At 41.3% G+C, this 22,917-nt stretch carries 19 protein-coding genes; 14 read left to right on the forward strand and 5 right to left on the reverse strand.

The window, feature by feature from the left end; all coding sequences use genetic code 11:
- Positions 1–8 precede the first annotated feature (8 nt).
- The 10 genes from ACEYW6_RS15175 to ACEYW6_RS15220 all read left to right on the forward strand — a co-directional run bounded on the left by ACEYW6_RS15175 (position 9) and on the right by ACEYW6_RS15220 (position 10,979).
- Complete coding sequence (locus ACEYW6_RS15175) at positions 9–698, forward strand: DevA family ABC transporter ATP-binding protein (protein ID WP_412980358.1); 690 nt, start codon at positions 9–11, stop codon at positions 696–698.
- Between the two features lie 1,277 nt (positions 699–1,975).
- Entirely contained in the window at positions 1,976–2,659 is a 684-nt protein-coding gene (locus ACEYW6_RS15180; RefSeq protein ID WP_412980359.1) for a WGxxGxxG-CTERM domain-containing protein, read from the forward strand.
- Positions 2,660–2,805: 146 nt separating this feature from the next.
- Positions 2,806–4,557 carry an asparagine synthetase B family protein gene (locus ACEYW6_RS15185; protein ID WP_412980360.1) on the forward strand — a complete coding sequence of 584 codons (1,752 nt, stop codon included), beginning with the start codon at positions 2,806–2,808 and terminating at the stop codon, positions 4,555–4,557.
- Between the two features lie 875 nt (positions 4,558–5,432).
- Complete coding sequence (locus ACEYW6_RS15190) at positions 5,433–6,020, forward strand: TIGR02281 family clan AA aspartic protease (protein ID WP_190894165.1); 588 nt, start codon at positions 5,433–5,435, stop codon at positions 6,018–6,020.
- A gap of 109 nt (positions 6,021–6,129) precedes the next feature.
- Positions 6,130–6,522 (forward strand): carboxymuconolactone decarboxylase family protein, encoded by a 393-nt coding sequence (locus ACEYW6_RS15195; RefSeq protein WP_412980361.1) that lies wholly within the window; start codon positions 6,130–6,132, stop codon positions 6,520–6,522.
- A gap of 55 nt (positions 6,523–6,577) precedes the next feature.
- Positions 6,578–7,390, forward strand: a complete 813-nt coding sequence (locus tag ACEYW6_RS15200; protein WP_412980362.1) for an alpha/beta fold hydrolase — start codon at positions 6,578–6,580, stop codon at positions 7,388–7,390.
- A 685-nt stretch (positions 7,391–8,075) separates the two neighbouring features.
- Positions 8,076–8,303 (forward strand): hypothetical protein, encoded by a 228-nt coding sequence (locus ACEYW6_RS15205; protein WP_181930493.1) that lies wholly within the window; start codon positions 8,076–8,078, stop codon positions 8,301–8,303.
- Between the two features lie 184 nt (positions 8,304–8,487).
- Positions 8,488–9,768, forward strand: coding sequence for an acetyltransferase (locus ACEYW6_RS15210; protein ID WP_412980363.1), 1,281 nt, complete (start codon positions 8,488–8,490; stop codon positions 9,766–9,768).
- Positions 9,769–9,786: 18 nt separating this feature from the next.
- Positions 9,787–10,311: a hypothetical protein gene (locus ACEYW6_RS15215; RefSeq protein WP_412980364.1), complete on the forward strand. Its 525-nt coding sequence runs from the start codon at positions 9,787–9,789 to the stop codon at positions 10,309–10,311.
- A 542-nt stretch (positions 10,312–10,853) separates the two neighbouring features.
- Complete coding sequence (locus tag ACEYW6_RS15220; protein WP_269141737.1) at positions 10,854–10,979, forward strand: hypothetical protein; 126 nt, start codon at positions 10,854–10,856, stop codon at positions 10,977–10,979.
- A 279-nt stretch (positions 10,980–11,258) separates the two neighbouring features.
- Here ACEYW6_RS15220 and ACEYW6_RS15225 read toward each other — a convergent pair whose 3' ends face one another.
- The gene (locus ACEYW6_RS15225; RefSeq protein ID WP_412980365.1) at positions 11,259–11,915 is read right to left on the reverse strand and encodes a DUF3386 domain-containing protein; all 657 of its coding nucleotides are present in this window, start codon (positions 11,913–11,915) and stop codon (positions 11,259–11,261) included.
- A gap of 100 nt (positions 11,916–12,015) precedes the next feature.
- On the opposite strand from ACEYW6_RS15225, the gene ACEYW6_RS15230 reads away from it, so the two are divergent.
- Positions 12,016–12,687: a LuxR C-terminal-related transcriptional regulator gene (locus ACEYW6_RS15230; RefSeq protein ID WP_190894157.1), complete on the forward strand. Its 672-nt coding sequence runs from the start codon at positions 12,016–12,018 to the stop codon at positions 12,685–12,687.
- Positions 12,688–13,241: 554 nt separating this feature from the next.
- Positions 13,242–13,619: a hypothetical protein gene (locus ACEYW6_RS15235; protein WP_412980366.1), complete on the forward strand. Its 378-nt coding sequence runs from the start codon at positions 13,242–13,244 to the stop codon at positions 13,617–13,619.
- 274 nt (positions 13,620–13,893) lie between these two features.
- Here the strand turns inward: ACEYW6_RS15235 and ACEYW6_RS15240 are convergent, their stop codons facing one another.
- The 3 genes from ACEYW6_RS15240 to ACEYW6_RS15250 form a co-directional block, all read right to left on the reverse strand.
- Positions 13,894–14,550 carry an acetoacetate decarboxylase family protein gene (locus tag ACEYW6_RS15240; protein ID WP_412980367.1) on the reverse strand — a complete coding sequence of 219 codons (657 nt, stop codon included), beginning with the start codon at positions 14,548–14,550 and terminating at the stop codon, positions 13,894–13,896.
- Between the two features lie 167 nt (positions 14,551–14,717).
- Positions 14,718–16,622 (reverse strand): molecular chaperone DnaK, encoded by a 1,905-nt coding sequence (gene dnaK / locus ACEYW6_RS15245; protein WP_412980368.1) that lies wholly within the window; start codon positions 16,620–16,622, stop codon positions 14,718–14,720.
- Between the two features lie 683 nt (positions 16,623–17,305).
- The gene (locus ACEYW6_RS15250) at positions 17,306–18,121 is read right to left on the reverse strand and encodes an SDR family oxidoreductase (RefSeq protein ID WP_412980369.1); all 816 of its coding nucleotides are present in this window, start codon (positions 18,119–18,121) and stop codon (positions 17,306–17,308) included.
- Positions 18,122–18,386: 265 nt separating this feature from the next.
- On the opposite strand from ACEYW6_RS15250, the gene ACEYW6_RS15255 reads away from it, so the two are divergent.
- Both ACEYW6_RS15255 and ACEYW6_RS15260 read left to right on the forward strand, forming a co-directional pair.
- Complete coding sequence (locus ACEYW6_RS15255; protein WP_412980370.1) at positions 18,387–19,847, forward strand: sensor histidine kinase; 1,461 nt, start codon at positions 18,387–18,389, stop codon at positions 19,845–19,847.
- 597 nt (positions 19,848–20,444) lie between these two features.
- Positions 20,445–21,113, forward strand: coding sequence for an AIM24 family protein (locus tag ACEYW6_RS15260; RefSeq protein ID WP_196510256.1), 669 nt, complete (start codon positions 20,445–20,447; stop codon positions 21,111–21,113).
- Positions 21,114–21,307: 194 nt separating this feature from the next.
- Here ACEYW6_RS15260 and ACEYW6_RS15265 read toward each other — a convergent pair whose 3' ends face one another.
- Positions 21,308–22,786 carry a DICT sensory domain-containing protein gene (locus ACEYW6_RS15265; RefSeq protein WP_412980371.1) on the reverse strand — a complete coding sequence of 493 codons (1,479 nt, stop codon included), beginning with the start codon at positions 22,784–22,786 and terminating at the stop codon, positions 21,308–21,310.
- Positions 22,787–22,917: the final 131 nt, after the last annotated feature.

Below are 22,917 nucleotides of genomic sequence, written 5' to 3' on the forward strand. Positions count from 1 at the left end.
ATACCATCATGAAAACAAAATTTATTGTTAGCATAAATGATCTGAATCATTACTTCGGCGAGAAAAAAGTACGGAGTCAGATATTATTTGATATTAATTTTAATATCAGATTTGGAGAAATTGTGATTATGACTGGGCCATCAGGTTCAGGAAAAACAACTTTACTGACTTTAATTGGTGGGTTACGCTCTGTCCAAGAAGGAAGCCTTAAATTTTTAGGTCAAGAGCTTTCTGGAGCTACTAATGAGCAATTAGTTAAAGTCCGCCGCCATATTGGCTATATTTTTCAAGCTCATAACTTATTAGATTTCTTAACAGCTAGACAGAATGTCCAAATGTCACTTGAACTGCATAAAAATATTCCCGAATTGGAAGCTCGCAGCAAAGCCGAAGCTATGCTCAATGCCGTTAATTTGGAGAATAGAGTTAATTATTACCCATCTGATCTCTCAGGTGGACAAAAACAACGGGTAGCCATTGCTCGTGCTTTAGTAAGTCATCCGAAATTAGTTTTAGCTGATGAACCTACAGCTGCTTTAGATAGTAAGACAGGCCGAGATGTTGTCACCCTGATGCAGAAACTAGCTAAAGAGCAGAATTGTGCCATCTTAATGGTCACTCACGACAACAGAATTTTAGATATCGCAGATCGCATAATTCATATGGAAGATGGTTATCTGGTCAAAGAAGTTTCGTGATATACCAAATGGGTGAGAACTAAATGCTTCTATATTCTAAATATATCCTTGGGAATACCATTTTAGTTTAATACTGGTACAAATTATCAGTAAATAAGCAGAGGGGAAAGAATTTGTATCAGTCAGTAATTAAAATTAGATAACAAACTAACTGACAATAAACATATTCCTTAAGTCTAATGTCAAAACACACCTGGAGTATGAAGTTATAAGTTTTCAGGTGAAATAGGATTGTAGAGTATTCTTAATCTAGTTTCAACCGCTAGCAGGATCTGGCTGCTTAAAATTTCTATTCTAGTAGATTTCTATCTTACTAACTAAAACCTAATGCTAATAAAGTAATTAGATTTCTTGAGATCAAAATACTGTTTAACTTAGCGATCTCTTCTACTTATCAAGTAGGCAGGTGTGAATAAATAAAAGGTTTATATTGTCTCTCTTGGGGTAAGCAAGCTATGCGTCAAGTATCCTAGAGTTGGTTTTATGCCTTATTATAAACCACCTATTATGATTAGGTATTATAGTTTAATTTATTACTGCCTCCTTAGTTAATACATCTAAATAAGTAAATCAAAAATTGTGGTTTTCATTATAGATGGATAAATAGTAGGAAATTATATGGTTGAAGACATTGTTTTTTGTCTACAAGAAGCAGCTTTATACTTTATATCAAAAAAATACCGGACACATAAAGATCCTTCTGAATGTTTTGTGAACCCTCCCTGTGGATGTGCCAATCCTGGGCATACTTTACAGTGTGAAGATTGCACTTATCTTGAAGCCTGTTTGTCTGATTGCAAGCTCCAAAAAACTTCATTATCTTCACGTTCATAAAGTAAGTTTAATGCCAAATTAATTCCTGCGATAGAATTGGTTTTACCCCTATGGTAGAAGTCTGGCAAAAAACTAGCTGCTATCCTGAGTAAGAATGACAAAATAATTCACAATAAGTAGTAATTAAAAATCATAATATAACAAGTGAATGTAATTTTTATTATAAATTTAATTATTATTCCTTGGATGTTGTGAACAAGCGGCTTTGAACCTGGGTTCCCAATTATGAATTAGTAATTACTGATTATGAATTAGTTTGATTATGATGAATAGAAAATTGTTGTGGGAGCTTAAAATGCTTTCAATTTTTCTAAAACGAAACTAGGTAAAAGACTCCTCAATCTGTCTTGTCAAAATTTATCTGATTTAGCAGTGGATTGAGTAGGCAATATTGGTTTTGAAAATCAACCACAGAAATCTAAAACATAAAAGGAACCATAACCATGAAGCCTTTTGATTTATCTAAAGCTGTTTTGGCTACTGTCTTTGCCATCAGTTTCGCTTCTCTCTCCTTACCACCTTCTGTTTATGCCCAAAGCGGAGGCTCCGGCAGTGGAAGTTCCAGTGGTGGCAGTAGCTCAGGTACTGGCACTACTGGAACTAGCACTACTGGAACTACAGGTACTGGCACTACAGGCACTGGAACCACTGGAATTGGAACCACAGGCACTGGCACTACAGGCACTGGCACTACAGGTACTGGAACCACTGGAATTGGAACCACAGGCACTGGCACTGGCACTACAGGCACTGGCACTACAGGTACTGGAATCACAGGTACTGGAACCACAGGTACTGATCCCACAGGTACTGGAACTACAGGCACTGGAACCACAGGTGCTGATCCCGCAGGAATTGGAACTACAGGTACTGATCCCGCAGGAATTGGAACTACAGGTGATACCACAGGCACTGGAACCACAGGCACTGATCCTACAGGCGCTGGAACTACAGGTACTAACAGGAATACAGGAATCACAACTTACCAACAAACTAGCGATCGCGGTTTCGATTGGGGATGGCTAGGTTTACTTGGTCTAGGCGGTTTAGCAGGTCTGGCTCGTAATCGTCAAAAAGTCCGGGCTTATAGGGATCCTAATGAAGTGACAAGTTCTCGTTCACTCTAGGCAATCAGGTATTAGGCATTGGCAACTAGTCACATTTGATTAGTGAGCGTGGGCTTTGCTCAGTGTCCACGCTCATTTTGGACTTTTCTAAGGAGATAGGTTTGTGCAATGTCCTAAAATTACTGATTATGCGTTGACAATTTTCCATGCTATTTGATGCATTTAAAAATCGTAAATCTCCTAAAATCGGAATCATCAACTGTTCCCCAACCTGGCGCGTAGCTTGGGGAACAGTTGATGCAAATTATGAAGATATCGCTTGGCGAGATGAAAAAATTTCTGTAATTCTACCACGCACAGATTTTGGATTTATAACAGATAAATTAGCAATCAGTTCTGGAGAAAGATTTGTTGTTGTTGGTGATGTTTGGTTAACTAACCAAGTGCAGTTGCTGCAAAAGTTAGGAATTGAACCGGATAACTTTAAAGGAAGTTCTCTGCAACTAATTGCCAATCTTTGGGAACGATGGGGTAATGAAAGTCTTAGCCAACTTGTGGGGATATTTGCGTTAGTGGTTTGGGATAGAGAAAAACAGGTGTTGCGGTTAGTCCGCGATCGCATCGGTGTTCGTACCCTCTATTACACTACCACTGGTTCGGTTCGTTGGATTGCGCCTCAACTGAGAACTTTATCACCCTATCGTTCATCTGATTTAGACTTGGTGGCGTTGCGAGATTATCTTTGTTGTGCCTTTGTTCCAGGAGAACGAACGCTTTGGGAACAGGTGCGAGAACTGCGACCCGGAACCGTTTTAGAATTTCCTGACTACAAAGTTAAAGCTTATTGGCAACTTCAAGAAAAGATTATAGGGATAGATCAACCCTTAGCATGGCATGGCGATCGCTTGCGAGAATTACTAGACCAAGTTGTTCAAGAATATTTACCACCAGCCAATCAACCCGTTGGCGTTTTTCTTTCTGGTGGTTTGGATTCTAGCGTTATCACTGCTTTAGTAGCAAAATTCCACAAAGCACCAGTTCACACCTTCTCGATTCATTTTGGTTCTGAATGTCCCAATGAATTAGAATTTTCTAGTCTCGTCGCATCCCATTGTCAGACGCAGCACCACATTTTGGAAATTAGTTTTAAGGATATGTGGGAACGCCTACCGGAAACAATGGCCTATTTAGATGACCCCATTGGCGACCCACTGACTGTTCCCAACCTTTTGCTGGGACGACTGGCAAGAGAAAGCGTAGAAGTAGTTTTAAATGGTGAAGGTGGCGACCCCTGTTTTGGTGGGCCAAAAAATCAGCCAATGCTAATAAATAGCTTATATGGATCTGTTACCAATCAAGATGCATTGCAAGCTTATTTAATTTCCTTCCAAAAGTGCGCTGTTGACTTACCGCAACTTTTAAAACCAGAAGTTTGGACAGCAGTACAAACAGCACCTTGGGTTTTTGAAGAAGATTTATATTCCCAAGCTAACTATCTCAATCGTTTGATGGCAATGAACATCAAATTTAAAGGCGCTGACCAAATTCTGACGAAAGTCAGTAACTTAACTCAAGCCGCCCTTTTGAACGGTCGTTCTCCTCTGTTTGACCAACGAGTAGTAGACTTAAGCATGGAAATTCCTCCAGAGTATAAGCTTTCTGGGGTGGAAGAAAAGGCAGTCTTAAAACAAGCGATTGCAGATATTGTACCAGACGCAATTATTCATCGTCCCAAAAGTGGCATGATGGTGCCAGTACAGTTAGGATTTCGGAAATATTGGCAGCAAGAAGCCAAAGATTTATTGCTCAATCGAAATGCGGCTATCACTCCTTATTTGAACCAGTTGCCAATTCGCAATTGGTTAAACTATCAAGGAGATACTTGGAGTCGTTATGGTGTAAAACTGTGGTTACTTGTGAGTTTAGAAATTTGGTTACAGGTGAATAAAAAAGAATAGTACTGAAAGCAAGAAAATAATACACGCTGACTAGTTCAATAATGCAGAAGGCAAGATAGGTTTTAATTTTTTCAACTAGATAGTTATCGGCTGACCTGAGAGGACGTTTGAAAAGTTATTTGTGATGTATTAAAGACTTGTAGATCCTCCTAATACCATTTCACTAAAACCCTGATACATATAGATTTCGCGTAGGGGCACGGCAATGCCTGCCCCTACCAACGTATTTGTATCATAATTAAAGTCAAACAGTATAAATCCGCCGAAAAACTGGGGGACTTTGATTCCATCCCCCCTTTTTAAGGAGAGTTAGGGGGGATCAATAAGTGCCTAAAATACAAGCAACTACTCTTCAAACAACCTCTAAGTATTTTTATCATGTCTTTATCTAATCTTTAATTTATCAATCAGTAATCCTAGGTAAGATGTATTGAGTAAAATACAATTTCATCTTATAGAGGCATATAAAAAAAGTTCAATAACTAACTTGAAAATACAAAAATTGCGTGGATAGCATAGACATAAGAGGATGTTTGAAAGTGTTTAGCTTTAAGCTCATCCCACCCCAAAAAGCAAGTGGGCTTCCTGCCGCCTTGGTGATTTTAGGCACTTATCGATCACCATAACTTTCATTTTTAAGGGCAAATTACGAGAATATAAACCGTTTTATAACCAACAATAGGACTTTTACAATATCCTCTAAATATATAGAAAAAATTCTAACTTGATTACGCAAGCTGTTTAAAATCTAGCTGTAATATTAGGTTTAAAAAAGTGTTTTTTAACAAAAATTGCTTTTGATTACCAATTTATATAGCTACCATGAATAATCTAGTTTATTAAAAAATATCAGCCAAATTGGAGAGAAATCTAACATGAAGAATACTTGGAGGCATTGGATTGCGATCGTTAACCTAGCTGCGATATCTACGACGGGCTACGCCTACGCACTAATGCCAACGCTAGTATTTTTAGCATTCTCTCATCGGGCAATCGCTGACGATCCAGGAGCATGTTACATGGTAACCTCCTCTGGTAAAACTGTTGGATTGGAAAGGCTTTGTGGCAATATAGCCGCTCCTTCACCTTCAGATAACAAAGTTTTTCGAGTCTCAATCAAACGCCGCTTTGGTGGAACTCCTGTAATTGATGTTACCTTCGATGACAAAAAAACCTTTGAAATGATTGTAGATACAGGTGCTAGTGGAACCGTTATCACTCAAGATATGGCGAATACACTTAAACTCCAGGCTACAGGTACAATGCAAGCCCAAATTGCCGATGGTAGCGAAGTAGAATTCCCCACCAGTAAGGTAAAATCTATTGCAGCAGGTGGAGTTACAGCCAATAATCTTCAGGTTGCGATCGCACCAAAAGCAAGCATCGGCTTACTGGGCCACGATTTCTTTGGCAGCTATGATATTAAGATTCTAGAGAAAGAGGTCGAATTTCATCACCGCTAATGTTCGCAGCTAAAAACGTAGTATCCTACATTTTGGTATCTAAAAATAAGTCCAAAATCATGAGGAGAAATCCCATAGGATTACTAGTTAGCGGAGTGATTGTCAACTCATGACTAAGCTGATTGAATACGAAGAAGCCAGCGACGAAGTACGTACAGTATATGACGACATCCGCGCCACACGCCAGAATGACTATATCAATAACTTTTGGAAAGCTATAGCCAATCATCCCCCTACCTTGCAACGAACTTGGCAAGCAGTGAAGGAAGTGATGACCAGTCCTGGTGAGATTGATCCACTGATGCGCGAACTAATTTACATCGCCGTGAGTGCGACGAATGGCTGTGAGTACTGCATCGCCTCGCACACAGCAGGGGCGCGTGCCAAAGGTATGAATGATACCATGTTCGGGGAACTAATGGCGATCGCAGCCACTGCCAACATGACCAATCGCCTCGCCAACGGCTACCAAATTCCGGTGGACGAGAAATTTAAGACGTAGGAATGTAGGCTTGTCTATCCCTGCTTAAAAATAAGGTTTAGTAGAATTGTTGACTATGCCAAAAGTTCAGATTAACGGGATTGATTTGTTCTACGACATTAAGGGAAAGGGTGAGCCTTTGCTACTAATAGCTGGCTTCCTTTGCGATCATGCCTATTGGTCGCTGCTTATGCCATCGCTGGTTTCGCAGTATCAAGTTATTCGCTTAGACAACCGAGGTATGGGGCGAAGTTCTGCTCCTGAGAGCCAGTATAGTCTCAAACAAATGGCTAGTGACGTTGCAGCACTGCTCGACCACATTGCGATCGATAAGGTGCATCTAGCAGGTCATTCAATGGGTGGTCAGATAGCCCAAGAGTTAGTGTTAGCACATCCTGAAAAGGTACAAAGTCTGATGCTACTTTCATCCTTGGCTAAGGGTGATAGATTGTTTAACAGCATCATTGAGACTTGGGGCGAACTCTGCGGTAATGTAGACCTGAAACTTTATGAAAAAGTCGTATTACCCTGGATATTTACAGATACGTTCTACTCGATTCCTGGGATGATCGAAGGACTGATCGAATTTGCAATCAGATATCCTTTCCCGCCTGCGACTCATTCACTCAATCATCATAGCCAAGCCATGCTTGACTTTGACACAACAGACCGCCTTCAACAAATTCATTGTCCTACCCTAGTTCTAGTCGGTAAACAAGACATTCTCACCCCGCTAAAGTTTTCCCAGCAACTTGCTCAAGGCATTCCCAACGCTGAACTTTTAGTCCTCAACGGTGGAGGTCATGGCTTCTTAATTGAGTCGCCGGATACTGTGGTTTCAGCCATGCTTAACTTCTTGGGGAAGTTGAAGCCAGCTTACATAAGATAGCCTTCTACATAGCTGAAAATTTTGTATTTAATCCTCTTGAGAGGATTTTAGAATGCGCTTGGTGTGAATTGCACTTTCATGATGGAGATGTAATTGACATTGCCATGATGAAAAAACTGCAATTGACCTTAGAGGATGTTTGGAAAGTATTAAACAAATCAATTAGGCGAGTCTTCTCAGCATTAACCGAATCATTGCGATCTGCACAAAGGTTTCATGGGTCTGCGGAAAAATTTCGTAGTCTTTACTCAATCTATGACACCAAATCGATGTCTATTATCTTCTCCAAACTCTTATTTAGTATACAGCTTAAATATTTATCCCCCCAAAGATAGAATTTAAATTATTTTTTACCTATACTGATTATTAATAGCAGCAATTAATCTAAATTTATTCCTTAAGATAGATGATTTTTTTAATTAAATTATTGTTTTGTGAACACAGTTTTCCACTATAAATTTAATACTATTTTTATTATTTCCATAAATTTTTTCAATACCTAAAGCTCTAGTGTTAAACAGCAAATAGGATTACAATAGATTCTTAATTGCTGGATGTAGCAATTTGTACTTGATTAAATTTGAAAGTTATTAAGTTAGGTAAACCGAAAAGTTTAAGTATGTCCTGTAACTTTTCGCTTTACCTTACCCAATAAACTTGGCGAACTATTAGGTAACAAGGAATAATGTTGAAACGTCGCGTAATACTAGCTGGTTTGAGTGTACTTAGCTTAACGTTAGCTGTGAGTACAAAAGTCTATGGTAGTTCCACTAGCGGACCAGATGCTTGGGAGACTGTCTACAATGATGCAGTTGCTGGAGCAACAACGACAATTTCAGTGCCGCTTTTAGGCTTTTTATTGTCAGTTGTCTTACAAATATTCTTCAATTTGGCAGGTTTTTGGGGCGGTTAATTCTTGGTCTCATACCTAAAAAGAATCTCAATAGAGGCTGTTGCAGTGTAATTTTTGGTAATTTCTCAGCCTGCGTAGACGCTCTGCGTCTTGTTGCCAGACATCGCCTGAATAAATCTCTCATTCATTAACGCAGATTATCCCATAGCCAAATATTCCATAACCCGTGAGGACTTTTCTTTCTATGTTCAAACCTCGCACAATTTTTAGTGCTTTAACTGCAATTATCCTAGCGTTTGCCATCAGCACACAGATATATATACAACCCGCACTAGCTGCTGGAGGAACGTGTAATCCAACTGTGGGAAACCTACCTATATGCCCAAGTACCGCACCTTCCGAGTCAGCTAGTTTTGTTGACCCAACAGCAACAATCACCAATCCCACAAATATTACCTTGGGCGAAAAAGTCTACGTCGCTCCATTTGCCCAGTTAGATGCTACTAATGCTCCTATTAGTATTGCGGCAGATTCTAATGCTCAAGACCAAGTGAAAATCACAGCTTCAGGAACGGGAGTGGAGATTGGCGAGCGTGTCATTATGGCACACATGGCCGTTGTCAAAGGTGCAGCCAAAATCGGTACTCAAGGTTCTACAGGGCCTTTTACCGACACAGTTACCAATACTCAGTTCAGCAACACTGTTCCAGAGACTTTTCTCGCCTTCAATTGTGAAATAGATGGTGCAACTATACAAAGAAACACAGTAGTCAACTTTCTGGCGCGAGTTGGCCCTGGCGTTATCTTACCTGCTGGTAAAGTTGTCCTGCCCGGTAAAAACGTTACAACTAATCTACAAGCTACTAGCGGCAGTTTAGGGAAAGTAGTCAACCTGACACAAGCAGACGTTGCATTAATGGAAGGCATCATTGAAGTCAATGAAGCATTTGCCAAAGGTTACACAGATTTAGCTAGGGCAGACTTGACAAACTTAACAGGAATTAATTATGCTCCCGTCACCTTCTTTAATTCTGGAGGTCTGCCGCAGATAGGTGGAAGTCCAACTCGTGATCCGAACTATCGTAACCGCATTATCGGTAATCTTACTTTCCAAGATTCTTTAGCAACACTCAACCACAAACTAGCTAATAGAATTTCGCTACGTGCTGATGAAGGTGAACCTTTTAATGTTGGGTCAATTGCCGGTATGGCAAACGATGTTGTCTTTCACGCATTAGAAACCACTAGTTTGACTCTTGGTAATGGAGTTGGTTATGGACCTCGCGCTCTAGTTCATGGCGGTAGGCAGGTTGTCAATGGTGTCGCTAATGGCCCTGAAACTAGCATAGGTGATGCTGTAGGGCTAGGGCCGAACTCTGTTATATTCCGCGCCAGCATTGGCAACAGATCAGCAATTGGGCAAAGAAGCGCAGTCTTCAACTCTACAGTAGCTCCCAGAACGCATATCCGTTCTCGAACAATCTATGCAGACAACGGCAACCTAATTTTACCTGTGGAGTGGTAAGCAACTGACTTTTGCATCATGATGAATCGAAAAATATTGTCGGTGCAATTACAATGCCTACGATTGATTGTGCTGTTCACTTTGATATTCGGATTGATACTAGGTGTTGATGACAGTTCATCTATAGCTGCTGAAACCACCTCAAATCAGCCTCAAGTGGTACAACCTTCAGTCACCGGACTTGTCTCTACATTGTCGGATGAAGTCGAGGAATTACCATCAGACTTAATTCGCTGGTCAACTTACTGGCAACTTTGCTGGGAACCATATCCTGAAGCTAAAGAGTACGAACTACAAACGGTACTTGTGGAAGGGAAATCTCCAAAGTTGAAACGTCAAAGCGATCGCTGCTTTCGTATACAAGCTGCATCTAATGAAAACCAAAAATCACAAGGATTACTCAACCGTGATTTAATCTTGTTAATGCATAAAATTCAGCTTGGTTATCGAGTGCGAGCCGTTTTAGATAACAACCGCGTCAGTGAATGGTCTCAAGTAATGGCAGTTGGTGCGACTACTACCTCTGAATTGAATGGTACCTAGAACACCTGTAATAGCGCTTGTGGTACTAAAGATAGCACCGGGAGTGAGTTTTTCTAATGTTTGTGGTGGTATCCTCGCGCGAGGATACCCTAGTAAAGGTGCTTGTCCTTCATAAAAGAGAGATTTTCTCTGATGAGAATAGCTTGTGCTATTTGGGAGCGCAATGGATCAATGAGAATTGCGAAACTTTGGCTATCCATTCAGTTGAATAGTGGGATTTTAGCTTTTAAACTCATCATGAAAAACGAGAAGATTGATAAGAGTCCCTTGAATTAGTTCGTCACATATACTGGTGTCGTTAGTACATACACCATGAATGCCTAACTCAATATACAAATCTGAGACAGTAATAGTCATGCTTCCCTTTGAACCATTGTTTTGTCCTTGTTGTACTCCAGCCATATTACATTTGCTGACTCAATCCGACCTAACTCAGCACCTACTCCAATTAAAAACAAGGTCAGTTTCTGCGCCTATTCAGAAGGAATCAAAAACAGTAGCAGCGATCTCTCTATCCGTAGCAGGGAAAACGTCCAGAATGGATGGTCAAAATATCAGCAGGTAAACGAAAAGCCCTCGTGGTTTGTCGTCAGTGTCACGAGAAAATCCAATACGGACGCTACGATGGTGAAGCTCTCAAACGTTTTGATTACTGGAAAGCTACGTGATACGGAAACGGTCATGCGTAGTTTGGAGGGGGGTGGTTGGAAAAGTGCCAATAATAATGGGAACTCGCTGGCTACCTACCCTACTTCATGCACGGTTTCGGATGGGAGAGGGGTAACATTACTCTTACCCCTCGACCTATCTAAATATGAAACTCTATTTTAAAAACCTCGTCTTCATCACTCAAAACGTCAAAAATAAAAGCGATCGCTCCTTTAAACTAAAGAGCGATGCCTGCGGTGGGCTGCGCCCACGCTAATTTTTAGATTACAAAATACAGCTTAAACAGCAACAGGTTCCAACAATTTGATATCAGAGAAGATAAATTCCTGAATAGATACTTGTCCTGCTGTCTCAGTGCGAATCTCCCGACGATTTAGGATGAAATAGTCACCAACTTTTTCATACTCATCTGTAAATTCGCTTCTACCGCCCTTTTGTTCCCCAGTTTTGGGGTCATGGTACACAGAGTCATAGCGGTGGGATAGGTAACCTTCCCCAGTGTCGTGACTGCTGAAGGTGTCAATGGTCACGAAAGTACCGTGGATTAGACGGTGAACATGGCATACTTCATTATTGCGGACTTTATATTTATCGCCCTCAGCCTTACCACCAATTAAAAGCTCAACTGCACCAGTTTCGTCAGTTTTACCATAACTAAACGTATTGGCGCTGTGGGTGTCTTCAAAGCTGCGGCGGACGCGGTGAATTGCTATCTCCCATGCTTGACCATGAATTGCCTTTTGGGCTGGCTCATCATCTACATCTAAAACTTCGGCTTTGAGATTAGCACTGATGATTACTTTGCCTGTAAACACCTTATCATCATGCTTAAAGGTAATATTTGCAGTATAACCGGGGAAATTCTTGTCCCAAGTATAGCGGTTTTCATAAGCAGCCCGGAAAAGTTCCTGAGCAGAGAGTTGTGTAACTGTCATGTGCTTCTCCTAGTCGCTACTGTAATTAGCGTTTTAGTTTTATTGGTATTAGCATAGAAGTAATTGTTGAGGCTTGGATAGTCCCCAACTGGGTACACTTATGGTTAATTCTCTCCACGCCGTATTTCATGCGATCGCTAATGTCCAAAATGAGCAAGAATTAAGACTAGCTCTCACGGATAAAATTGGTAAGCATTTTGGTGTGCAAAATTGGGGTATTTATCTTCTAGATGAGCAACCAACGGCCCAAATCGATGTTCAGGGTATTCCGGCAGTATGCTTAGAAAGCAATCCAGTCGGGCGCTACGTGGTTGAGCGTCATGCTCCCGCCCATGAGCAGTTATTATTATCACCAGGAGACTGGAAGCATTTTTGCTCGCGTTCCGATCACGAACACGTAATGACTGGGCCGATAGTTTGCGATGGTCGTCTTGTCGGAACGCTCAACTTGGCTCGTGACAAGGGAAATCCTGCTTTTAATGGCAACGATTTAGCTGATTTGAGTGCCTTATGCATTCATTTATCAGCGAAAATGGCAACTCTACGGGCAAAACCAAAAATATCCAATTCCTTTTTAGTAAGCCCTCTAACAACGCGTGAGTTAGAAATTGCCGAGTTAGTGGCGCAGGGATTGACGAATGCGGAAATAGGGGAAAAACTTTGGATTACGCAAAATTCCGTCAAACAAGCTTTGAAGAGGATGTTTCGTAAGCTGAAGGTTTCGGCGCGTGCAGAAATGGTAGCAAGGCTGCAAGATATACACGTTTCTTGAAGAAGAATGCAGCAATCTTTTAATGAGAGATTCAAACCCGCCACTTTCTTGTTGACCATTAAATCTGCATATTTAGTGGTTTCACTTTGTTCAACCCAACCTACGCAGTTTATGGTTTTTAACGCTACCTGTATTGGCTGCTGATACCAATTCACGAAAATCCTCATACATATAGATTTCTCGTCGGGATATGGTAATGCCCCTACCAGCGTATTTGTATCATTATTAAAGTGAAATGATATGACTCCTGAATTCTTTCTTGATAAAAGGTAATCCAGAGAAGCATAAAACGACGTATTTTTCTTAATTTGAACGATTAAAAATTTTTAGAGTACCGAAGTCCTAAAATCACTAGGGGCTTGGCAACTAAGAGGATTAAATATCTAGTTAATGCTTAAGCCTGGATTCTATTTGTTGCAATCAATTTCTTAACTGTCTTATCTGTCATTGCATTTTCTTGGTAGTGGCGGGAAAATACGAACGTGACAGGAAAAAACATTTGTCAACAATCCAATTATCTCAATAAAGTCTACTATTTGTGAGGAGGAAAATTAATGAGTTCACTTGAGCAAACGCAGACCCATATCTTAACGCAAGGTCAAGACATTCAACTGTCTGGTAATCCTCTTAAAACTAAAAATTTTTCTATTCAAAAAACCCTACGTAATGGAGGAAAAATCCGCTTCAGAATCCGTTATTCCGCCGAACTAAAGGGTTTCTGCCTGCTGGAAGTTTTTCTGATGAGAGCAGAGAATAGAACACAAATTGCTAGCATGACTATCCCCAATGGTGGTTCGACAGCTACCGCTCAAGAACAAGAGGGAGAATTTAGTATTTGGGAGCCAGGAGATTATTACTTCTTTTTCAAAATGTCTTCCAATAATGGGAAATTTTCTATAGAGGATTATCAACTTTATTGGTCAGTTAGTTAATTATTTTTCGTTGAAAACAACAAAAATGTTAGTTAAACTAACAAGAATAAGCTCGATTAACGAAAATGAATATACCTGCGATCGCCTTACTAAATCAGCCAATTTTAAATTAATCAGAATGGCGCTCAAACAATAAAGTTTGATTAGGTAGTCATTGGTCATTGGTCATTGGTCATTGGTGCATATCCCCGTCTCTTTTGGGCGGAAAAACTTTCTATAACGGACTAATTCAAACCACGTTAAAGAGTGAGCGTGGTATCTCAAAGACTAATGACTAATAACTAATGACTCTCGCGTTGCGGTTTGATTGACAGACTACTTTTGGCGCATCAACCCGCAGACTCATCTGCTCACAACGCACAGTTAACCAAGGCTGACCTAAACCTATTCCAGAAAAAGGACTTTCGCTGGGGATTTCTAATTTAGAACCAATCAAACCCAACAGAGACTCAAATTCAGCAGGGAATATTAGCAAATCAGAACCCTTGGCGCTGAAACCAGAGGCACTTAACCCCTGTCTCCATGCCAAGCTTTGCCGATTATAGTTAAGACTACACAACTTCCGGTTTCCCTGATGCACAGTGACATGCTTTCCTTGTTCCCAGGTAAACTCAGCTAGTTCCTTTGGTAGTCCCCAAATTTCTCGACCGCCAGCCACCGAATCAGCATTATCTACATAAATATGGGAAACCCAACCACCGATTTTTCTTTGATAATTAACCAAAGCGGGGGCAACAATTAACTCACTATACTCCAGTACCGAGCCTGACCCGTAATTAGATAAATACACACTACCAAGGGTTTTACCAGGCCATACAGAAATAATTTCTAACTCTAAGGGAATCAAAGGGCGCACTCGGTCAATATTCACTAAATGCAGAGTTTGGATAGCGTAGCCTTGAAGTGTCCAAGGTGCTTGGGGATATGGCATAAGGGAGTAAATAGAGTTAGCAATAAAGTTAAGAATTAAAATCAAGAGTTAGCAATATTACTTTTACTAATAACTCATAACTCCTAAAAAAAAATCCCCACCCAGGCATTTGCTTGGGTGGGTAATATGAGGTGGGACAAAATAATCTTCCCAAAAGAAGTAGGGAATTATTTGCTCTCTGTAAAGTCAGCGTCAATTACATCGTCGCCGCTACCAGAGCTAGATGTGGAACCACCATCTTGGGGTTCAGCACCAGGTGTAGCACCGCCACCAGCTTGTTGATAGATATTGCTACCAACAGCGAATAGCGCTTGTTGCAATTCTGGAGTGAGCTTCTTGATTTGCTCATCATCTTCTTTAGCAACTGCTTCGCGCAGTTCTTTCACTAAACCTTCGACTTTGGTCTTGTCAGCATCGGGAACTTTATCGCCCAATTCTTGTAGCTGCTTTTCAGCTTGGTATGCTAAGGAGTCAGCTTGGTTCTTGCGTTCAATCTTCTCACGCCGTTCTTTGTCAGATGAAGCGTTTTGTTCAGCTTCTCTCACCATCCGGTCAACGTCATTTTTATCCAGGGTGGAAGCGCCAGTTATGCTGATGGACTGTTCTTTACCAGTACCTTTGTCCTTAGCGGTGACGTTAAGGATACCGTTAGCGTCAATATCGAACACCACTTCAATTTGAGGAACGCCGCGTGGTGCAGGAGGAATACCATCGAGGCGGAAGGTTCCCAAGCTCTTGTTATCGTTAGAGAATTCGCGTTCACCTTGGAGGACGTGAATTTCTACGTTGGTTTGTCCATCCACAGCAGTGGAGAAGACTTCCGATTTCTTGGTGGGAATTGTTGTGTTGCGGGGGATAATTTTGGTCATCACACCGCCCAATGTTTCAACACCCAAAGATAGCGGTGTCACGTCTAACAGCAAGATACCAGTTACATCACCAGCTAGTACCCCAGCTTGAATAGCTGCACCAACTGCTACGACTTCATCAGGGTTGACGGTTTGGTTGGGGTCTTTACCCAATACCTGCTTCACAATCTGTTGGACTGCGGGAATGCGGGTAGAACCACCAACTAACACCACTTCATCAATATCACCTTTGTTTAACTTGGCATCCCGAAGGGCGTTTTCCACAGGAATCCGGCAACGGTCGATTAAGTCAGAGCAAAGTTCTTCAAACTGGGCGCGAGTCAGGGTTGTATCCAGGTGCTTCGGCCCATCCTGGGTAGCGGTGATAAATGGTAAGTTAATTTCTGCTTGGCTAACGCTAGAAAGCTCAATTTTGGCTTTTTCTGCGGCCTCAGTCAGACGTTGTAAAGCTTGCTTATCTTTCCGTAGCTCAATGCCTTCGGCTTTCTTGAACTTCTCAGCTAAGAAGTCAACTATTTTTTTATCAAAGTCGTCACCACCGAGGTGAGTATCACCAGATGTGGCTAGTACTTCAAAAACTCCATCTCCTACTTCCAGCACGGATACGTCGAAGGTACCACCACCAAGGTCAAACACGAGAATGGTTTCGTTACTCTTCTTGTCAAATCCGTATGCTAGAGAAGCAGCAGTAGGCTCGTTGATAATCCGTAGAACTTCAATACCTGCAATTTTGCCAGCGTCTTTTGTCGCTTGGCGTTGCGAGTCGTTGAAGTATGCGGGAACAGTGATTACAGCTTGGGTTACAGTTTCACCCAGGTATTTGCTGGCGTCTTCAACTAGTTTGCGAAGAACTTTTGCAGAAATTTCTTCAGGAGCAAACGGTTTACCAGCTATCGGACAATCTAATTTGACATTGCCGTTGCTGCTGAGGACTTTGTAAGAAACTTCCGTAGCTTCGTTACTCACTTCCTCAAAGCGGCGTCCAATAAAGCGTTTGACTGAGTAAAACGTATTTTCGGGGTTCATCACCGCTTGGCGCTTGGCGATTTGCCCAACCAAGTTGTCGCCATTTTTCGCAAATGCGACTACTGATGGCGTTGTCCGAAAACCTTCAGCATTAGCAATTACTGTGGGTTTACCACCTTCCATCACTGCCACGCAGGAGTTCGTTGTTCCTAAGTCAATTCCAACTACTTTTGCCATTTTAGGTGCTGGCTCCGTATAACTACAAATGAATGAATGAGAATATAAAGGACTAAATTTTGAACCAACAGGGTCAATAAATCAGCCAGTTCAGCATGAATACCTTTGTTTTGGCTTTTCTGAAGTTAAAACTCCAGATATGCTGATATATATACTGAAGCTTAGTGTTAGCCAGTCCATGAAGGGTGGTTTCCCGAACCTTGCTTAGGACGGTTAAACTAACTAAATAGTTTTTTTAGTTGTTTCATGGATTGATTTGCCTTCACTCTGTCTAATGTATGAGAATTAATACTTTCAGTAATTAGGGTGAACCGTAACGGTAGAGTGGTGTTTGCCGTCTTTAGAGGTAATAAATTACAGAAACACTGAGGATAGAACAAAATTAAAAGGCGCGTAGGCTAGCAAGAACCGCAGGCATCGCTTCCGTAATTCCGTATATTCAGCAATATTTAGTATTTTTCGTGGTCGTAAATTTGCTGCCATTTTGAATCCACGGTGTGGATGACACAATCGCTGCCGCAATTACCTAGTACAACACGCCGGAAATAAACGAATCATTCCAAATCAACGAAACCCTTATGCTGTATTCATTTTTAATTTTTAATTTTTAATTCCGCATTGCGGTGGTAGCTCTTGCAACCGAAAGTTGTTGGGGATAAATGAGGAGGAGGTAAAATTTATGATTAATGCGAGGAAAAAAGAGTTTCCCAGTCAATCACAGGTGGTCTTTTTCCTTGGTTAACAATTTCAAAAATTTTCCTAGAACTACTTGGTTGGAAAAGGCATTCCACGCAAGCGTTTGCTACGTCAATCCGGCTGGTATCACCCGAAAGTGTATCGCCAGTACCTACGACTACACCGTATTTACCCCCTGTTTTTGCCTTGAGGATGGTGTTGAGGTCGTATGAAGTATAAGGCCCGTCAATGAGTCGTCCTGGGCGGATGATGGTGTGGGGTAATCCTGAATTAATAATGGACTCCTCGCCCTTCTGTTTGGCATCCAAGACACCAAAAGCATTAAGAATACTAAAAGGAAACTGATTTTTACGGAGAATTCCACAGGAAGAGACGAAAACGAATCGCTGCAAATTTCTGGGTGCTGCTGTAACTAGGTTGCTGACACCTTGGGCATCGACCTTTGCTGGACTATTCTTTGCTTTTGCTTCACTAGATTGAGGGTTCAGGAAAGTGATTCCCCATTCAATCAAGTTCGGGGATTGGTCAAACTCCCATCGCGCAGAGGGAAAGGCGGTGGTTCCAGTACAGCAGATAATGTGGGTGACATTTTGTGTTGCGGCTGGGAGTGTAGCTGGCTGGCGGATGTCACCAACGGCAATTTCCACTCTCTGGTTGAACATTTCTTCGGCTTTTGCGGCATTGCGTGTCAGAACACGAACTTTCAAACCCTTTTCCAGTAATTTGCCTACCACTAATTGCCCTACTCCACCAGTAGCACCAGCAACTAGTACCAAATCTTCAACTGAATCAAAAGAATTCATAAACTGCCTTTGAGATGGTCTATTGTTAATCTACTCAAAAAATGCGATCGCAATTCCTATCGGTAAAAATCAACGCGAGTGTTTTTCAATTCATAACTGCGTAGGCGTAGCCCGTGGTAGACATCGCAGTTAGAGGGGAAATTGCGCCCGAATTGTTCGGTTCTACCCCTGTCATCAGTACACAAATAGCTATAACCTCTTAGGTAGTAGTGAAATGTCTACCCTAGACGCTGTTAGTCGCTCTTGAATTAAGGGGTGAAAGCCTGTGTACAAATGGATATTGCCAAGCCTGAGCGAAATCTTGGCTGAAAATCAATCAAGTGTGGCTGAATGTTCACCTGCTAAAGCAGAGCGGCAGTGGCGTGTCAGCCTAGCAGCGACAGAACATTTGCTATTAAATACTTTAGCAGCTGCTTCAAGAGACACAACCCAAGGATTAGTTTTAGCTGCACCAGCACCCTTATTTAGTCAGCCAAAACTAACTCAAAGCCTACAAACAGTAACTTTTACGGCAAAACCATTTAACCCCTTGGCGCTGATGCCATTTCAGATGCCAGATGCAATCGCCTCTGTAAATGAAGAAATCGCTCCCCATGAATCGGTACTTCCCTTATTACCTGCCGATCCGCTGGGGACAGAACAGTTTTGTTTAGTTTTTACAGATAAATTTAGATTAGTACTGGTTTTAGAAACCCACAAAAACGGTAAAAAAACCTTTTCATTTTCTTTTGAGCCAGAGGTAGTGCAGCAGGCTTGGCGATCGCTAGGAGCAAGGGTAATGCTTGCTAATCCAGAATTTTTTGCCCGCCTGGATGCATTGGTACAAAAGTATTCTCCGGTAGCACCAGATTGCCGCATCATGGTTCAGTTTAGCCAGTTGTTGCTTCAAGAATTAACAGAAGCAGAAGAGACTAAGGACTCTTTACTAGGAACTGGAGACAAGGAGGACAAAGAAAATAACTCATGCCCAATCCCCAAAGCCCAATCCCCAAATCCTGATGTAGAATTGCTCCAAGCTTTCGCTCACGAAGTCCGCACACCTTTAACAACTATTCGCACCATGACTCGCCTACTGCTGAAGCGGCGAGATTTAGATGCCAGCGTGATCCATCGCTTAAAAATTATCGATCACGAGTGTACTGAGCAAATTGACCGTATGGAGTTGCTTTTTAAGGCAGCAGAATTAGAAACTACTGCCTCGGCAAAATCGTCAAAAGCTCAACTCACACCGATGTCTTTAGATCAAGTGTTGCAGCAGAGCATTCCCCGTTGGGAACAAGCAGCGCATCGGCGGAACTTAACTTTAAATGTTGTTTTACCCCAGCAACTACCAACAGTGGTAAGCAATCCCATGATGCTGGATCAGGTACTCACTGGTTTGATAGAGAATTTTACTCGCAGCTTACCTGCTGGTAGCCATATTCAAGTACAAGTTATCCCGGCGGGAGATCAATTAAAGTTACAATTATCGCCCCAATTCGGGTGCAAAGATTCAAGTAAAGCCACCATCCCTGCAACGCCACCAATTCGCAAAGCTCTAGGCCAATTGCTGATGTTCCAACCAGAAACGGGTACGATTAGTTTGAATATCGCCGCAACCAAGCATTTGTTTCAGGCGATCGGTGGCAAACTGATTGTGCGCCAGCGTCCACACTATGGGGAAGTTTTGACGATTTTCCTCCCCTTAGAAGTTAGCAGTAAGCAGAAGTCAGGAGTTAAATGTTAGATGTCAATAGTCATTAACTATTTTTCAAAATTATAAATATTCACTCTAAATTAACGTGAGTTCAACAAACCTCTCTTTATCTTGAGTCTTAATGATTGCAACACATTCTGGGGTAAAGACGCGATGAATCGCGTCTCTACAAATGGTCTATTTGTTGCATTATTTTTTTAAATTGGTATTACTTCGTAAAACCAAAGAGAGGTTTTTTTCGACTCATTTATACGGATATAATCTCAATAATTTTCGGTTAAGAATATTTGTAATATAAATGCCCGACTTCTCACATAAGTCGGGCATCAATTACCTAAAGATTTGATGTTTAATTAGGTTGATATATTTTTCTGAACAGAGATAATTCATTTCCATCAAATAAGCTTTGTCTCGCAATATACAGCACTTACGGCAGCTATGAGGTACATCCCCAAATCTGAAAGCTTTGATAGGAGAGGGCAAGGAGAAAAACTGTATTGCATAATAGCCGGAAGCGCTGTAATTAAATTTTTCTGGCTTGCCATCTGTAAAAATAGATGCCAAAAATGTATATAAATTCTGGCTAAGAGCCAAGTATACATTTCTACAAAAATCAAAAGGAAAATTATGGCAAGTTTTGAAATAATCGAAAAAGAAAGCTTACGTTTAGTCAAGGTAACTTTGCAAAACGAAACAGTACGGACTGAATCTGGTGCTATGTACTATATACGTGGCAACATTCAGATGCAATCTAAAGCCCCTTCAGCAGGCGGTTTTTTAAAATCCCTAGCCACGGGAGAAAATATTTTCCGTCCTACATATACAGGTACAGGTGAATTATATTTAGAACCTTCTTTATCGGGATATCACATCCTAGAATTAGACGGTAGTGAATGGATTTTAGATAGTGGTGCTTATTGGGCTAGTGATGGCACTGTAGAAGTAGGAATTGAACGAAACAAACTTGTATCAGGTTTAATGGGTGGCGAGGGCTTGTTTCAAACAAAAGTCAAAGGCAAGGGTACAGTGGTAATGGCGGCACAAGGCCCTGTAGAAGTAATAAATTTACGCAATGACCGATTAGTTGTCGATGGAAATTTTGCAATCGCTCGCACAAGTACTTTAAATTATCGCGTTGAGAAAGCTACCAAATCTCTTTTAGGTTCGATGTCTTCTGGTGAGTTTCTCGTCAATACTTTTGAAGGAAATGGTACTGTATTGCTAGCTCCTATACCTTATTGGCAAGTCATGATGCTCCGCCAAATTACCGCCGCGATACCAAAAACTTCTAGCTAAGAATCATCAGTAAACTGGAGAAATTAAGGAATTAAAAACTAATTATTACAGTTGAAATAATTAGCTGTTTATTAAAATTTTAATTCCTTTTATTAACTTTATAAAGCAGATAGATTATGCCTAAATTTGTGATGTTCAACAAAGGCAAAATTGTATAGCACCACAAAGTTAACTTAGGTGATAATCATAACTCATCACTCATGTTCTGTAGCGATCGCTCTTGGGGTATCACCAACGCTTGGCAGTTGCACTGTAAATGTGGAACCTTCATATAATTTACTTTTCACAGAAATAGAACCGCCACAGCGCACCAGCAATTGCTGTACAATTGTTAACCCCAATCCAGCACCACCATAATCTTCAGTTGCTGCTGTACGCACACGATAAAACCGATCAAAGATTTTAGAAATCTCGCTTTCGGCAATACCAATACCTGTGTCGCGGAATTCTAATTGGACATGATCGCCTTGAATTCGGGCACGCACCCATACTTCACCCCCATTAGGAGTAAACTTAATGCTGTTGTGCAGCAGATTAATTACAATCTGCCTCAGCCCACCACTCACACACCAAATAGATGGAAGTTCAGTAGGTACGGTGTAGGCTAGCATAATCCCTTTTTCTTGGGCTACAGGTTGGTAGGTGCTGACTACTCCAGGCACAATATCTGAGAGCCGCACCGACTCCAAAGTTGTTCCCTCTAAATTACGTTCCAACTGCACCAGTTCCAACAAACCAGTAATCAGGGAATTTTGCTGATCGCACTGGGTATTTAACATCTGTAAATAACGTTGTCGCTGCGGGGGTTTAAGATTAGGGGAATTCAATAACGAAAGTGCTGTCTTCATATGAGTCAGGGGTGTACGCAGTTCCTGACATAGATTCTTCAAATATTCATCTTGGAGTTGCTCTTTGTTGTGCAATTCTTGATTTAGCTGCTGCAACTTGGTGGTGCGGACTGTGATGATTTGACGATTAATCTCATCTTGTCGCAGGAGTTGTTTTGCGAACAGCTGATTCATCAGTGCGGCTTGGGGCGCAGTTGGACAAGTAAAATCAACAGGTATTGCGGATGATTCTGGCGCAATCGCCTGTTGGATACCATCTAATACTTGCTGAATTATTCTCCCCTCAACAGTACTTATAATCAGTAACGGCTGGCTTTTATTAGTATTTACCTTCACCGATGTCTGATTTTTGCGTTTTTTAAGTGGTCGATGAGCCAAAACTAAACTGCAAAACTGGGGCGATAACACCATCAGAAAGTTTTCCCGTCGCAGTTGGCTATCTGGTGCTAAGTGAACAGGAACATAATGAGCGGATGAGGAAGATGAGGAAGATGAGGGAGATGAGGAAGATGAGGGGGTATTTTCTTCCCCTGCTTCCCCTGCTCCTTCATCTCCCCCTTTCCCACTCTCGTCAATCTGGCAAGTATAAATCAGACTAGATGCACCTACCGAGGATTGATAACGCGCTAATTCTGATTGCCAAATTTTTTCTGGTGGTAGCTTTACCCATAAAGTGGCTGCAATTTGCTGCTCAATTAGTAAGTCAATTTGCGCTCTCACCAGTGATAGCAGAGTAGCAGGACTGAGGGACAATGGTTTAGGAGGCGCTTGCACACCCATAACCAGTTGATAAACAGACAGATCCTTAGCCAGAGAAACATTCATGAGTCAAGCACAACAAGGATGAAGCAAGAAATAATTCTGTCTTCGATTTTCACCTTTATGTGTGCATTTTTTACAAAATCCCCACGGAAATAAATATTAACTATGAATTATGGGCGATTTTAGTTGTCTAG

The organism is Nostoc sp. UIC 10607 (genome assembly GCF_047228265.1).
Lineage (GTDB): Bacteria > Cyanobacteriota > Cyanobacteriia > Cyanobacteriales > Nostocaceae > Nostoc > Nostoc foliaceum_A.